The following is a 13,713-nucleotide window of genomic DNA, read 5'->3' on the forward strand; positions in this document are numbered from 1 at the left end:
CGGAACCAGTGATTGGTTCCGGATTGTCCTACAGCAGAAGGATCGGTCAATGGATCCTTAACTGATCAGCATTGCGGCGCTTGCCGGCTCTTTTTCCATCTGGTGTTTGCTTGTCGGCCTCTTTGCCGAGCGGGCCGTCTGGCCTAGCGTGGCAAGGGGATCAAGCCAGGGCCTGGGCCAGCAGGTGGATGGGGTGTTCGCAGCGGAACGCTGTGCTCATCTCGATCTGCCATTTGCAGGTTTCGCAGTCGGTGATGACCAGATCGGGCTTGAGCCGGTTTATCTGATCAAACAGCCCCTCGCCGATGGCCTGGCTGGTCTGGTAGTTCTCCGACTTGAAGCCGTAGGTACCGGCGATGCCGCAGCACTGGGAGTCCAGCACCGTCACCTTGACCCCTGGGATGGCGCGCAGCAGCTCCAGGGTATAGATGACCCCCCCCATCTTCTCCATGTGGCAGGGGGTGTGGTAGGCGATGTGCAGATTGAGCGGCTTCATCGCCGGCTTGTTGCCCTGGTAGAACTCGTTCCACAGGAAGCGGGTCACCAGCGAGATGCGATCGCGCACCTTGTGGTTGTCCTGCTCCAGCAGGTGGGGGTATTCGTCGCGCAGGGTGAAGCCGCAGGTGGAGGAGGTGGCTAGTAGCGGCATCTCGTTGCCGAGCAGGGTGTTCTCCAGCTGCTGGATGTTGAAGGCCGCCTGCTGCTTGGCCTTGTCCATGAAGCCGTTGGCAATCAGCGGCACGCCGCAGCACTTCTCCCGCTCCAGCAGCTGGACGCCGATGTTCATGGCGTTGAGCACCTGCACCAGCTCCTTGCCAAGTTGCGGGTGGTTGTAGTTGACGTAGCAGCCGTGGAAGTAGGCAATTTGGCGCGTAAAGCGGGCCTGACTCGCTTTCTGCTTTTTGTACCAGCCGCGGAAGGTGCCCTGGGAGTATTTGGGCAGGTCGCGGTGGGAGGAGACCCCCAGCGCCTTGTCCAGCACCAGCTTCATCGGCTTGAGGCCGGTGGTGAAGTTGACCACCGGGGCCATCAGGGTGGACATGCTGCCCATCAGGTCGGTGTGGGAGAGCACGAACTCGCGGATCCCCGGTTTGAAGCCGCTGTACTGGTGTTTGGCCTTGGCGATGATGTCGCCGATGCGCACCCCGCTCGGGCAGGCCACTTCGCAGCGCTTGCAGTTGGTGCAGTACTTGAGGGCGCTGTCAAAGAGCTCCGGGCTCTTGATGCGCAGCCGCTCCCCATCCGGGCCCGCCTGCTTGGGGCCTGGGTAGGCCGGGTTGGCCTTGGCCACCGGGCAGTAGGCGGTACAGACGGTGCATTTGATGCACTGATCGAAGGTTTGGTTGGCATGATCCAGTAGCATGTCAGTTCTCCTCCCGTTGGGTGTGAAGGCACGGGATATGGGACAAAATCGTCATTGGGCTGAACTCAAAATATGACCGGCAGCCTGCCAGCCGGTGGCAACGGCCACGCCTGAGCCTGACCCTTCTTTTATGGGGTCATAGTGCGCCAGCACGCTACCGGCGCCGTAGAGGTTGACGAGCGGTTTGCCGCCACGCAGCACTCTGAGCTTGTCGTCGGTCTTGACCCCGAAACCCATGAAGGGGTGGTAGTCGAACAGGCGGCGGCCGGCCCAGGCGTCGCGCTCGGGCAGGCTCAGCACGTCGGCGTTGAAGATGGGCTCACGAATGCCGCGCAGGCGCGACTCCAGCCCGCGGCTGAAGAAGCTGCCGGAGGCGAGTACAAAGTTATCCGCTTCAAAGAGTTGATCGTCGCCATTCTGGCTGTGCACGCCGATGACCCGATCGCCGTCGTAACGGGCGCCCAGCACCCGCTCGCTGGTGAGGAAGGTGCCGCCAAGGGCCATGAAGCGGCGCTTGAGGGCCTCCTGCATCCGCATGCCAATAAGCGACGGCGGCATGGTGGCAACCTCCTTGATGATGCAGCCGGTGCGCTGCTCCAGCTCCGTCAGGCGCGGGCCGACCAGCCCCAGCGACAGGCAGGCGGGCAGCACCAGGTGGCGGCAGCGCGGCTCACCGCTCTCCTGCACCATGCGGCTGATCTCGCGGGCTAGATCCGTCAGCAGGTCATGCTGGCCATTGCCCTGCTTGTCAAACAGGCGGGCGATGTCGGCGGAGCGAAACTCGTGGGGATTGCGGCTGAACTCGGCCAGCTGGGGCAGCCGAATTTCCCCGGTCAGGATGCGGCAGTGGGCGAAGCGCGCGTGGGTCGCGAGATTCGCTGCCGCGAGCTCGGGGTGAAAGTCGCGAAATCCCTCCAGGGTGGCCAGCAGGATGGCGTCGGGGGCCGGTGCATCGGTCACGCAGGCGCAGGTGTCGGGGGAGAGCCAGGTGGCTTTGAGGGTGCCGATGGGGGTCAGCCGCTGGTGGTTGCGCTCCTGGCGAAACAGCGGCAAGCCCTGGGCGGCGCAGTGGCGTTGCAGATCATCGAGGCTCGCCGCGATATGGGCCAGCCCCACCTTGCTGTAGGGATGCTCGGGGTTGGCGGCCATAAAGGCGGGCAGGGCGGCGCGGGGATCTCCCTCGCTCTCCAGCAGATCCACCGAGCCGGAGGAGAAGTGCAGGGCGCTCTGGCCGGAGGCCATCAGCAGGGTCTTCTGGCCGGCCTCGGCCAGGCGCAGGGCCGCGGAGAGGCCCGCCATGCCGCCGCCGATAGCGATGCTGTCAAATTTCATGGCTGCGCTCCTTGGTGGGATTGGCGGTGCTGGCGTCTTGCGGGAAGGGGGGCTCGGCCACCAGGTGGGGGGCCGTCCACTCGCCAAGGCCGAACAGCCCCTCGTAGATCCAGTAGGTAAATTCGGCTTCGCGCAGGGCATCGCCCCACAGCACGGGGCGGGTGCCCTTGTAGCGCTCCTCCAGGAACTGGCGCAGCATGACGCAAGCCTGGCGGCCGTCGGCCTTGCCGTACTCCTGCATCAGGCCGGCGGCGCGATAGGCGCACAGCTCCCCCTGACAGGGTCCCATGCCCAGACGAGTGCGGCGGCGCAGATCCACCAGGTTGTCCACATCCAGCTCGCGCAGGGCGTATTCGATTTCACCTGCGGTCACCATCTCGCATTCGCAGATGAGGGCGTTGGCCTTGGGATTGTCGCGGAAAAAGGCGATGACCCGCTCGCCGTGACGGTACTGGGCCGAGCCTTCAGCCGGGACCGAGAGACCGGGGGCGGAGACCTTCTCCGGATCCCGCGAGCCGGGCAGGCTCAGTTCAGCGGTGCGGCACGGTTTGCTGTTGCCAAGCTTCTTGGCAAGCAAGTCGGTGGCCCATTCTGCCATCAGCCGGTAGGTCATCAGCTTGCCGCCGGTGATGGTGTTGAAGCCCTTGAGCCCGTCGCGCTCGGCGTGATCCAGCAGCACTATGCCACGGCTGATGTTGCGGCCGGACTCGTCGCCATCCACCGCCACCAGCGGGCGAACCCCGGCATAGGCGCGCAGCAATCGGGTGCGGGCCATGATGGGGGCCAGTTTTATCCCTTCGCGCAGCAGCACTTCCACCTCTTCAGGCTCGACGGTGAGCTGGTCAATCTTGTGGTAATCGATGCGACTCGAGGTGGTGCCGATGAGGGAGATGGTATCGCCCGGCACCAGGATGTCCGCGTCCGCCGGTTTGCGGGCGCGGTTGAGCACCAGCTGGTTGATGCGGTAATCCATGATGAGCAGGGAGCCCTTGGCCGGGAACATGCGGATGCCGAGATCGGCGTACTCGCAGATCTGCTGGCCCCAGATGCCGGCGGCGTTGATCACCTCCTGGCACTCCACCTCGAACGCTTCGCCGGTGCGGGTGTTGATCGCCTTGACCCCGTGCACTCTGTCTTGGGTGCGCAGCAGCCCCAGCACCTTGCTGTGGGTGAAGATGCGGGCGCCGTGCTCCTTGGCATCCAGCACGTTGGCGGCAGCCAGACGGAAGGGGTCGACCGTGCCGTCCGGCACCTGAATGGCGCCGATCAGCGCCGGGTTGACGTTGGGTTCAAGGCGTAGCGCCTCGGCGGGATCCAGCTGGCGGGCGTCGATGCCCGCCAGGGCGCAGGCGTCCATGAAGGTATTTTGAAAATGGATGTCATCTTCCGGCAGGGTGATGAAGAGGCCGCCGGTGTCCTCGACGCAGTGGCTGGCGATCCGCTTGAGGATGCGGTTCTCCTGAATGCACTCGCGGGCGGACTCCTGATCCGTCACCGCGTAGCGGGCGCCGGAGTGAAGCAGGCCATGGTTGCGGCCCGTGGTGCCGGCGGCGATGTCGTCCCGCTCAAGCAGGATGCAGTCGATGCCGCGCAGTGCGCAATCGCGCATGATGCCGGCGCCGGTGGCGCCACCCCCTATGATGACGACTTGTGTGGTGATTCTTTTCATTCTTGCCCGTCTCATCTCTTCCAGATAAGGCCAGTGTGGCGCCTTCACGACGTAAAATGTTTGATATGGGCCAAATTAATGTTCGTAAACGCTCATTAAGTGTGAGGCGATGAGCGAAATGTGATGAACCTCACGTCACCGTCGAGGCGGGCAGGGGAAAGCATGACGGGAGGGGAGAAGGCCAGCCCGGGGGCTGGCCAGAGGGCGGCGTGGGGGAAACCTCAGCCGCAGCACTTCTTGAACTTCTTGCCGCTGCCACAGGGGCAGGGGTCGTTTCGCCCCACCCGCAGCGGCGCCGGATCCTGCTCGCCGTCGGTGTAGACCCAGCGCCCCTGATGGCGCACGAAGCGGGATCGCTCATGGAGGCAGTGACGTTCGTCCCCTTCCAGGAACCAGGCCTTGAATTCCACCATGCCGAGGGTGTCATCGGGGCCGCCCTGGCTGGTGAGGATCTCGAGGCCATCCCAGCGGGTGTCGGTCGATGAGAGGTCGGCCGCGGTCAGCCCGTTCAGATAGTCCGGGTGCCAGCTGTGTACCAGATATTCTCCCAATCCCAGCACGAAGGCGCTGTAGCGGGATCGCATCAGCTGCTCCGGGGTGGCGGCGGGCTGACCTGCGTGGAGTACACCGCAGCACTTGGCAAGAAAAAGAGAGGAACCGCAAGGACATAGGTTCATGAGTCAGCTCATCTGGTCGATAATTAAAGGTGGCGGGATTGTAGCGAACGCACTTCCCTTTCGGCCAGCTTCCCATGCCGTTTAGGCAGACATCATGCAGCAATGAACACAGCACAAAGGGTGACACAATGACACTTAAGCAGAAGATCCTGTTACTGGGGGCCATCCCCGTGCTGCTGATGGCCCTGGTGGTCAATCTCAGCAACTACCTGGTGGCCAGGAGCGATCTGGAATCGGATCTGGTGGTGGCGCGGGAGAGGGCAATCAAGGAGCGCAAGGCGCTGCTCAGCAGTTATCTGATGCTGGCCAAGACGGCCATCGAGGGCAGCTACGGCAAGCCTGACAGCCCCGAAGTGCGCCAGCAGGTGAAGGAGATATTGCGGCCGCTGCGCTATGGCAGCGACGGCTACTTCTTCGTCTACGACTATCAGGGCAATACCGTGCTGCTGCCGACCCGGCCCGAGATGGAGGGGAAGAACCGCTGGCAGGACAAGGATACCAAGGGTGCCTTCCTCATTCAGGGGATCATCAAGTCGGCGCGGGAAGGAGATGGCTTCTCGGAGTACTGGACCAACAAGCCCTCTATCGGGCGGGATGCCCCCAAGCTCTCCTTCAATCTGGTGCTCGACAAGTATCAGTGGGTCGTGGGCACGGGCTTCTACATCGACGACATCGACAATGAGCTGGCCACCCTGCGCAGCGAGCGGGAGGAGACCATGTATGGCTCCCTGAAAACCGGGGTGCTGTTCATCCTGGTGATCCTGGGGGTGACCCTGGCGGCCACCGTGGTGATCGGCAACCGGGTCACCCGCCCGCTGGCGGATGCGGTTGCCGCACTCAATGACATCGCCGACGGGGACGGGGATCTGACCCAGTGCCTCAAGGTGCAGAGCAAGGACGAGGTGGGGCAGCTGGCCGCCGCCTTCAACCGCTTCGTCGAGCGGATCCAGTCGGTGGTGAGCCAGGTGGGGGAGACCAGCCACCAGTTGCTGGGGGCCGTGGATCGGCTGCATAGCCTGAGCGAGCATGCGGACAGGCAGATGCAGGGCCATGGCAAGGAGACGGATCAGGTGGTGACCGCGGTGACCGAGATGAGCTCCACCGCCCAGGAGGTGGCGGCGAGCGCTTCCAACGCCGCCAGCGCCACCAGCGATGCGGCCCGCGAGTCCGATGCGGCCCGGGGGGTGGTGAACAGCGCCATCGGCAGCATCAACCGGCTGGTGGACGAAGTGCATGTGGCGGCCGGGGTCATCGAGCAGCTCGCCCACGAGACCGGCAAGATAGGCTCCGTGGTGGAGGTCATTCGCGGCATCGCCGATCAGACCAACCTGCTGGCCCTCAACGCCGCCATCGAGGCGGCCCGGGCGGGCGAGCAGGGGCGCGGCTTTGCGGTGGTGGCGGACGAGGTGCGATCCCTCGCGGGCCGTACCCAGCAGAGCACCAAAGAGATCAACGAGATGCTCCAGCGCCTGCAGGGCGGAGTGAAACAGGCGGTGGAGGTGATGCAGGCCAGCGAGGCACGCAGCCAGGAGACGGTGCAGGAGGCGAGCCACATCGCCAGCTCCCTGGACAGCATGGTGGCGGCGGTCGGCACCATCAACGACATGAACATCCAGATCGCCACGGCCGCCGAGGAGCAGCACGCGGTCTCCGAGGAGATCAACAAGAACCTGGTGGCCATCCAGCAGATCGTCAGCGAGCTGACCGAGGCGTCCGGGGAGTCCAGCACCACCACCCGCGCCCTGGCAGGCACGGGTGACAAATTGCGCCAACTCGTCTCCCGCTTCCGTTACTAATCACATTTTTGCCGTCTGGACAGGATTTCCAGACGGCAAATTTGGGGATCGGCGCAGAATGTGTGAAAATCGCGCCATTCGTTCCTTTCGTTAGCCCCAACCCTATGAATGAGATCGTGAAAGGCAGTATCGATTTGATCCGTCAGCTCAACTACGGCCTGGTCTATGCCAGCCTGGAGGAGCACAAGGAGCTGTCCCGTACCGATCTGTCCCGTCTGACCGGCCTGTCGCCGGCCAGCATCACCAAGATCACCCGCGAGCTGCTGGACGGCGGCCTGGTGGTCACCTGCGGCGAGAGCTCGGTGGGGCGTGGCCGTCGCCAGACCCTGCTGCGCATCAACGAGCGCCGCTTCCAGTTTCTCTCCATGCGCCTGGGGCGCGGCTATGTGGACATGGCCCTGTTCGATCTCGCGGGTCACTCCCTGGCACGCCATCGCCATGTCTTCAACGAGGCGGAGCGTGCCGAGCTGCTGGCCAGCCTGGTGCGGGCCATCGAGGGCTTTTTGCCCAAGAAGGCGCTGCGTCTGGCCTGCATCGCCCTCTGCCTGCCCGGCCAGGTGGAGCGCCACTCCGGCATGGTCAAGCATTTTCCCTATTACGATCTGCGCAACTGGCCCCTCGGTCCCACCCTGCAGGAAGCCTTCTCGGTACCCGTGCTGGTGAGCGGCGACGTGCGCACCTGGATCCAGGCCGAGCGGGAGTGGGGCGCCGCCAGGAACTGCTCGGATGCGGTGCTGGTGTTCGTGCACAACGACATCGGGGTCGGCATGGTGGTCAATGGCCAGCTCATCGAGAGCGAGTCGGCTCTGCTCGGGGATCTCAGCCACCTGCAGCTCGAACCCTATGGCCAGCGCTGCTACTGCGGTGGCTTCGGCTGCGCCTGCACCCTCGTGACCAATCAGGCGCTGGAGGCGCAATATCGGGAGCTGCGTGAACGGATGCAGGAGTTCGATCTGCCCGAAAGCGTCACCATCCGCGAGCTGTGCGAGTTGGCGCTGGCCGGCAACAGCCTGTGTCAGGACATCCTGCACCAGGCAGCAGGCCGCCTCTCCCGGGTACTGGCGAACCTCATCTGCCTGCTCAACCCGGGCAAGCTGCTGCTCGGGGGGGAGATCACCCGGGCCGATCGACTGCTCTTCCCCATGTTGCACCAGTCCCTGGCAAGCCAGTTGCCCGCCGAGTACCTGGTGCGCCTGCAGATTGAATCCACCCACTTCTACGAAGATCCCACCAAACCCACCTCGGTGCAGGTGCACAAGGCCCTGCGCGATGGCAGTCTGCTGCTCGACTTGTTGCGAGGCGACAAGGAGGCATGAGGCTCGGGTTGCAAGGACGCTTCCTGCTCATTCTCTGTCTGGTCAGTCTGTTGCAACTGGTGTTGCTGAGCGGGGCCAGCTACTACTATGTCGCCGAGCAGCGCTACCGTGAGGTGGGGGATCAGGCCCTGGATGTGGCACGGCTGGTGGCGCGGGAGTCCGGCGTCATCGCCGGGGTGAAGCGGGCGGATACGGTCCGCCTCAATGCCCTGGTGGAGCGGATCCGCGCCGAGGTCGGGGCCAGCTACATCGTCATCGGGGACAGGCAGGCACGCCGCCTGGTGCACCCCAATGCGGACCGGATTGGCAAAGCCATGGTGGGGGATGATCCCGAGCGTGCCCTGCAGGGAGAAGCCTATATCTCCAGGGCCCAAGGGTCCCTTGGGGTCTCGGTGCGCGGCAAGGGGCCCATCCGGGACGAGATGGGCAAGATCATCGGGGTGGTGTCGGTCGGCTATCTGGTGCGGGACATCGATGCGGATCTGCAGGGCTATTTGCGCTTTGGCCTGGCCATGACATTGCTCATTGTGGTACTCAACAGTGTCGCAGCCGCCTGGCTGGCCCGGCGCTACAAGAAGGCGATATTCGGCTTTGAACCCGAGCAGATGGGGCGACTCTATGCGGAGCTCGACTGTACCCTGCGCACGGTGCGCGAGGGGATCCTCACCATCGACGAGCAAGGGCGCCTCACCTCCCTGAACCCCAACGGCATCAAGCTGCTGCGCCTGGACGACACCACCGCCAGGAGCGCCATCGGCCAGCCCATTGGTCACCTGCTGCCGGGCAGTCGCATGCTCTCCATCCTGCAAGAGCAGACCCCCCAGTTTGACGAGGAGATAGTGCTCAACGGCCAGTCCCTCATCGTCAACCGCTTGCCGCTGGTGCGCGAGGGCAAGCTGATCGGCGCCGTGTCGAGTTTTCGCCGCAAGGACGAGCTGGCGGAACTCAGCGCCCAGCTCTCCCAGGTGCAGGCCTACAGCGATCTGCTGCGGGTGCAGACCCACGAGCACAACAACCAGCTCGGGACCATCGCCGGCCTCATTGAGCTCGGTGCTACCCGGGAGGCGCTCGCCTTCATCGGGCGGGAGGCGGCCACCGAGCAGACCCTGCTCGGCTTCCTGATGGGGGCCATCGCCAAACCCAAGGTGGCGGGGTTGCTGCTCGGCAAATACCACAGGGCCCACGAGCTCGGTCTTGAGCTCGTGATCGATCCCGATGCCCGTCTGCACGATATTCCTGCCCGTGTCAGCGGTTCCCAGCTGGTAACGGTGCTGGGCAACCTCATCGACAACGCCTTCGAGGCGACCCGCCGCCACGGTGCGCCCTATCAGCCCATCCGGGTTTCCCTGAGCGATCTGGGGCAGGATCTGGTGCTGGAGGTGGAGGATGGGGCTGGCGGTATCGACCCGCAGTTGGCGGACAGGTTGTTCGAACAGGGGGTCAGCAGCAAGCCCGAGCCAGGAAACGGTATCGGGCTCTCCCTGGTGCGCAAGACCCTGGATGCCCTGCAGGGGGAGATCACCATCGAAGCCACGACGCAGGGAAGTTGCGTCGTCTGTTACATTCCCAAGGAGGTGTGAGTGATCAAGATCCTGATCGTCGAGGATGATCCCGCCATTGCCGAGATCCACCGCCGCTTCGTGCAGCGCCTCGCCGGTTTTGAGGTGCTGGGGGTGGCGTTGACCCTGTTCGATGCCAGGGAGCAGATAGGGATCCTCCGGCCCGATCTGGTGCTGCTGGATGTCTGGCTGCCCGATGGAGAGGGGTTCTCGCTATTGAGAGAGCTGCGCCAGGCGGGGGCGAGTCTGGATGTGATCCTGCTCACCGCGGCGCGGGAAGCCGCTGCCCTGCAGGAGGCGATGCGCCTCGGGGTGGTGGATTTCATCTTGAAGCCCGTGGTGTTCGAGCGCCTGCGCGACACCCTGGAGAAGTACCGTCAGAGCATCGCCGCCCTGGCGGCGTTGGCCGACATCGATCAGCAGGCGGTGGACACCCTGTTCGGTACGCCGTTGCAGCAGGTGGCGGCAGAGGGACTGCCCAAGGGCATCGATGCTCTCACCCTGCAGCGGGTGCTGACGGCCCTGACTCCGGAGGCCGCCAGTGCCGAGGAGATAGGCAGCCGTATAGGGGTGAGCCGGACCACGGCACGCCGCTATCTGGAATTTCTGGTGGGGCAGCAACTGGCGAGCCCCGAGCTCGAATATGGCACCGTCGGGCGGCCGGAGCGGCGTTACCGCAAGCCGTGATCCGATCGCCCGGAACCTGTTGTCCAGACAAGAAAAGAGCGCCTTTCGGCGCTCTTTTTATCAGGGTTTGCTTCCCGTGGGCATCAAGGTCTCTGCGCGTGATGGTCAGGGTTCAGAGGTGGCAGAGGCTCATCGATTCAGTGGCTGGTGGCAGGCTCCCCCTTGGGGGCCCGGCGAGCCTGCCACCACTGCCAGACGGGCAGCAGCAACATGGTCAGGGTGATCACCGTGAAGGCGAGGGTGATGGGGCGCTCCCACAGGAAGCTCAGGCTGCCGTCGTTGATCACCAGGGCCCGGCGCAGGTTGTCCTCCAGCATGCCCCCCAGGATGAAGCCGAGCAGCATGGGGGCCATGGGGAAGGTGAGCAGGCGCAGGCCGATGGCGATCAGTGCAACGATGGCCATCACATGGATGTCCATGGTGTTGAAGGAGACCAGATAGACCCCGGTCAGGGAGAACAGCAGCACCATGGGGATGAGCACGGGGCGCGGCACCGCCAGTACCCGGGCCAGGTAGGGGATGAGGGGGAGGTTCAGGATCAACAGCACCACGTTGCCCAGATACATGGAGATGATCACCGACCAGAAGACGTCCGGATGCTCCATGAATAGACGCGGGCCCGGCTGGATGCCGTAGGCCACCAGGGCGCCCAGGATGAGGGCCGTGGTGCCGGAGCCCGGGATCCCCAGGGTCAGCAGGGGCACGAAGGAGCCGGTGGAGGCGGCGTTGTTGGCCGCTTCCGGGGCGGCCAGACCGCGCAGGCTGCCCTTGCCGAACTGCTCCTGGCGCTGCTTGCCGGCGATGTTGCGCTCGGCGCCATAGGCCATGAAGGCGGCGATGGTGGCGCCGGCTCCCGGCAACACGCCGATGAGAAAGCCCAGCACCGAGGAGCGGGCGATGGGAGGCGCGATCTCCCTGACCTCTTCCTTGCTCAGCTTGAGGCTGCCGAGCTGCTGCATCTGCCTGGCCTCTTCCTCGCTGCTGTCCTTGCCGGGGCGCAGCACCGCCATCAGGATCTCCGCGAGGGCAAAGGTGGCCATGGCCAGCAGCAGGAAGGAGAAGCCGTCACGCAGGTCCGGCAGGCCGAAGGTAAACCTGTCTACTCCGACACTGCGGTCGATGCCGATGGTGGAGATCATGATGCCGAACAGCGCCATGATCAGCGCCTTGAGCACCTGCCCCTTGCCGGCAAAGGCCGCCACGGCGGAGAGGCCCAGCACCATGAGGGCGAAGTAATCCGCCGACTGGAAGGAGAGGGAGACCTTGGCGAGCAGGGGCGCCGCCACCATCAGCATAATGGCGGAGAGGGTGCCGCCGGTGAAGGAGGCGTAGGCGGCGATGGCCAGCGCCTTGCCCGCCTGTCCCTTGCAGGCCAGGGGATAGCCGTCGAAGGCGGTGACCACGGTGGCGGAGCAGCCGGGGGCGTTGATCAGGATGGAGGAGGTGGAGCCCCCGAAGATGGCGCCGTAATAGACCCCCGCCATCAAGATGATGCCGGAGGCCGGATCCAGGCCATAGGTGATGGGGATCATCAGGGCGATGGCAGTGACCGGGCCAAGGCCCGGCAACATGCCGATAAAGGTGCCGATGAAGCAGCCAAGCACCACCATCATCAGGTTGACCGGCAGCAGTGCGGTGCCGAGTCCTTGCAAGATTCCGTCTAACATGGTGACTCCTTAGAAACCGAGCAGGGTGAACAGGCGACCCGGCTCCAGATAGACGTTGAGCCCCTTGGTGAGCAGGGCCCAGAAGCCGATGGAGAAGGGGACGCTGATCATCAGGCCGTAGCGCAGGCTGGGCTCACCGAGCACCCGGATGCCCACGCTCAGGAAGGCGATGGTCGAGAGCACGAAGCCAAACCAGGTGAGCCCCAGTCCGTAGATGACCATGAGCCCGAGCAGGATGAAGACCCGGCGCCAGTCCCCCTCTTCCCGGCGCAGGGGCTCGCCCCCGGGGAAGAGCACCAGCAGCAGGGAGAGCAGCGCCCCGAGCCCGGCCAGGGCATAGGGCAGGGTGCTGGCGGTGAAGGGTTCGTATTCGTCGCCGGGGTAGCCCGGTATCTCGGTGGCGTAGTAGCCATAGGCGAGGGAGAGCAGCAGAAACAGCAGGCCCCCCAGTCGCTCCTTGGTAATGTTCATCTTTTGACTCCAACATGAGCGGCGGGCCTGCGCCCGCCTGCGATGGGACAGCGAGGGTTATTTGATGAAGCCGAGCTCGCGCATCAGGCCGCCGATCTGCTGCTCCTGGCCGTCAAGGAAGGCGGTGAACTCGGGACCGGACTGGTAGAGGTTGGTCCAGCTGTTGCGGCTGCGGACCACTTCCCACTCCGGCTTGTCGTACATCTGCTTGAGCAGGGCGGCAAACTCGGCGGATTTCTCCGGGCTGATGGTGGGGGAGGCGAAGTAACCGCGCCAGTTGGCGAAGACGGTGGGGTTGTTCTGCTCGCTGAAGGTGGGGATCTGCTCCGCCCCCGGCAGGCGTTTGTCGGAAGTGACCCCGAGGATCCGCATCTGGCCTGACTTGACCGCTTCCATCGCCTCGCCAAAGCCGGTGGAGATGGCCTGGGTCTCTCCGGCCAGCACGGCGGCCATGGCGCTGCCGCCGGCATCGTAGGCGACGTAGCGCAGTTTGCTGGCGTCGGCGCCGGCATTCTTGAAGGTCAGGGCGGCGACCAGGTGATCCAGGCTGCCACGGGCGGAACCCCCGGCAATCTTCACCTTGGCCGGGTTCTCCTCGTAGGCGGCCAGCAGCTGGGCCCAGTTCTGATAGGGGGAGTCCGCCTTCACCGCCAGCGCCTGGTAGTCGGCGATGATGGCGGCCACCGGCGTCAGATCACGGAAGGACTGGGGCAGCTCCTTGGAGAGGGATTTGACGATGATGGGGGTGGAGTTGACCATCAGAGTCTTGTCGGACTGGGCCGAGGTCTCGATGAGGTGGGCGATGGCCTTGGCGCCGCCACCGGTGGACATGTTCTGGTAGGAGACGGTCTTGACCAGACCGGACTTGGCCAGCACTTCACCGGTGCCGCGGGCCGTGGTATCCCAGCCGCCGCCAGCGCCGCCCGGGATCAGGAAGTGGACTTCGTTGATCTGGGCGTGGGCGCCGACGCTCAGTGCGAGCAGACTACCGATCAGGGTACGCTTGAAGGTTGCTTGCAACATGGTGCTCTCCTTGTGATTGTTGCAAGAAGGTTAATTAATCATGTCTGACTGGAAAACAATCTGACCGTAATGGCTATTCATATACAGGACCTTAAGAAAACACTTCATTTGAAATTCCTTCTAAGGTCCTGTTCTGTATCGATTTTCGCTGCT

General features: G+C 64.3%; 11 protein-coding genes. 4 read left to right on the plus strand and 7 right to left on the minus strand.

Annotation, left to right across the window (positions count from 1 at the left end; genetic code table 11):
* Positions 1-160: 160 nt before the first annotated feature.
* From glpC to OKC30_RS15595, 4 genes are all read right to left on the minus strand, one after another.
* On the minus strand, positions 161-1,363 hold the full coding sequence (gene glpC, locus OKC30_RS15580) for an anaerobic glycerol-3-phosphate dehydrogenase subunit GlpC (protein WP_052815435.1): 1,203 nt from the start codon (positions 1,361-1,363) through the stop codon (positions 161-163).
* A gap of 51 nt (positions 1,364-1,414) precedes the next feature.
* A complete protein-coding gene (glpB, locus tag OKC30_RS15585) occupies positions 1,415-2,695 on the minus strand; it encodes a glycerol-3-phosphate dehydrogenase subunit GlpB (protein ID WP_160838854.1) in 1,281 nt (426 codons plus the stop codon).
* Positions 2,685-4,364: an anaerobic glycerol-3-phosphate dehydrogenase subunit A gene (glpA, locus tag OKC30_RS15590; RefSeq protein WP_069785654.1), complete on the minus strand. Its 1,680-nt coding sequence runs from the start codon at positions 4,362-4,364 to the stop codon at positions 2,685-2,687. Before glpA ends, glpB begins: the two co-directional genes overlap by 11 nt.
* Positions 4,365-4,585: 221 nt before the next feature.
* Complete coding sequence (locus OKC30_RS15595; RefSeq protein WP_080989954.1) at positions 4,586-5,041, minus strand: YchJ family protein; 456 nt, start codon at positions 5,039-5,041, stop codon at positions 4,586-4,588.
* Between the two features lie 128 nt (positions 5,042-5,169).
* On the opposite strand from OKC30_RS15595, the gene OKC30_RS15600 reads away from it, so the two are divergent.
* The 4 genes from OKC30_RS15600 (at position 5,170) to OKC30_RS15615 (ending at position 10,399) form a co-directional block, all read left to right on the plus strand.
* Complete coding sequence (locus OKC30_RS15600; RefSeq protein WP_270670359.1) at positions 5,170-6,837, plus strand: methyl-accepting chemotaxis protein; 1,668 nt, start codon at positions 5,170-5,172, stop codon at positions 6,835-6,837.
* Positions 6,838-6,941: 104 nt separating this feature from the next.
* The gene (locus OKC30_RS15605) at positions 6,942-8,153 is read left to right on the plus strand and encodes an ROK family transcriptional regulator (RefSeq protein ID WP_029314606.1); all 1,212 of its coding nucleotides are present in this window, start codon (positions 6,942-6,944) and stop codon (positions 8,151-8,153) included.
* Positions 8,150-9,733, plus strand: coding sequence for an ATP-binding protein (locus OKC30_RS15610; RefSeq protein ID WP_270670360.1), 1,584 nt, complete (start codon positions 8,150-8,152; stop codon positions 9,731-9,733). Before OKC30_RS15605 ends, OKC30_RS15610 begins: the two co-directional genes overlap by 4 nt.
* Positions 9,734-10,399 (plus strand): response regulator, encoded by a 666-nt coding sequence (locus OKC30_RS15615; RefSeq protein WP_010674918.1) that lies wholly within the window; start codon positions 9,734-9,736, stop codon positions 10,397-10,399.
* 137 nt (positions 10,400-10,536) lie between these two features.
* On the opposite strand, the gene OKC30_RS15620 is transcribed toward OKC30_RS15615, so the two are convergent.
* Genes OKC30_RS15620 through OKC30_RS15630 form a run of 3 tightly spaced genes read right to left on the minus strand, consistent with a single transcriptional unit; the run spans position 10,537 to position 13,560 of the window.
* Positions 10,537-12,066 (minus strand): tripartite tricarboxylate transporter permease, encoded by a 1,530-nt coding sequence (locus tag OKC30_RS15620; protein WP_103261919.1) that lies wholly within the window; start codon positions 12,064-12,066, stop codon positions 10,537-10,539.
* A 9-nt stretch (positions 12,067-12,075) separates the two neighbouring features.
* A complete protein-coding gene (locus OKC30_RS15625; protein WP_114523133.1) occupies positions 12,076-12,537 on the minus strand; it encodes a tripartite tricarboxylate transporter TctB family protein in 462 nt (153 codons plus the stop codon).
* 57 nt (positions 12,538-12,594) lie between these two features.
* Positions 12,595-13,560 (minus strand): tripartite tricarboxylate transporter substrate binding protein, encoded by a 966-nt coding sequence (locus OKC30_RS15630; protein WP_160838858.1) that lies wholly within the window; start codon positions 13,558-13,560, stop codon positions 12,595-12,597.
* Positions 13,561-13,713: the final 153 nt, after the last annotated feature.

Source organism: Aeromonas sp. QDB18, assembly GCF_027705325.1.
Classification (GTDB): domain Bacteria; phylum Pseudomonadota; class Gammaproteobacteria; order Enterobacterales; family Aeromonadaceae; genus Aeromonas; species Aeromonas caviae.

Bases quoted from the DNA above. Each gene is read 5' to 3' on its own strand.
- glpA (WP_069785654.1), bottom strand. From the start codon at position 4,364: ATGAAAAGAATCACCACACAAGTCGTCATCATAGGGGGTGGCGCCACC.
- OKC30_RS15625 (WP_114523133.1), bottom strand. From the start codon at position 12,537: ATGAACATTACCAAGGAGCGACTGGGGGGCCTGCTGTTTCTGCTGCTC.
- glpC (WP_052815435.1), bottom strand. From the start codon at position 1,363: ATGCTACTGGATCATGCCAACCAAACCTTCGATCAGTGCATCAAATGC.
- OKC30_RS15610 (WP_270670360.1), top strand. From the start codon at position 8,150: ATGAGGCTCGGGTTGCAAGGACGCTTCCTGCTCATTCTCTGTCTGGTC.
- OKC30_RS15620 (WP_103261919.1), bottom strand. From the start codon at position 12,066: ATGTTAGACGGAATCTTGCAAGGACTCGGCACCGCACTGCTGCCGGTC.
- OKC30_RS15630 (WP_160838858.1), bottom strand. From the start codon at position 13,560: ATGTTGCAAGCAACCTTCAAGCGTACCCTGATCGGTAGTCTGCTCGCA.
- OKC30_RS15605 (WP_029314606.1), top strand. From the start codon at position 6,942: ATGAATGAGATCGTGAAAGGCAGTATCGATTTGATCCGTCAGCTCAAC.
- OKC30_RS15595 (WP_080989954.1), bottom strand. From the start codon at position 5,041: ATGAACCTATGTCCTTGCGGTTCCTCTCTTTTTCTTGCCAAGTGCTGC.
- glpB (WP_160838854.1), bottom strand. From the start codon at position 2,695: ATGAAATTTGACAGCATCGCTATCGGCGGCGGCATGGCGGGCCTCTCC.
- OKC30_RS15600 (WP_270670359.1), top strand. From the start codon at position 5,170: ATGACACTTAAGCAGAAGATCCTGTTACTGGGGGCCATCCCCGTGCTG.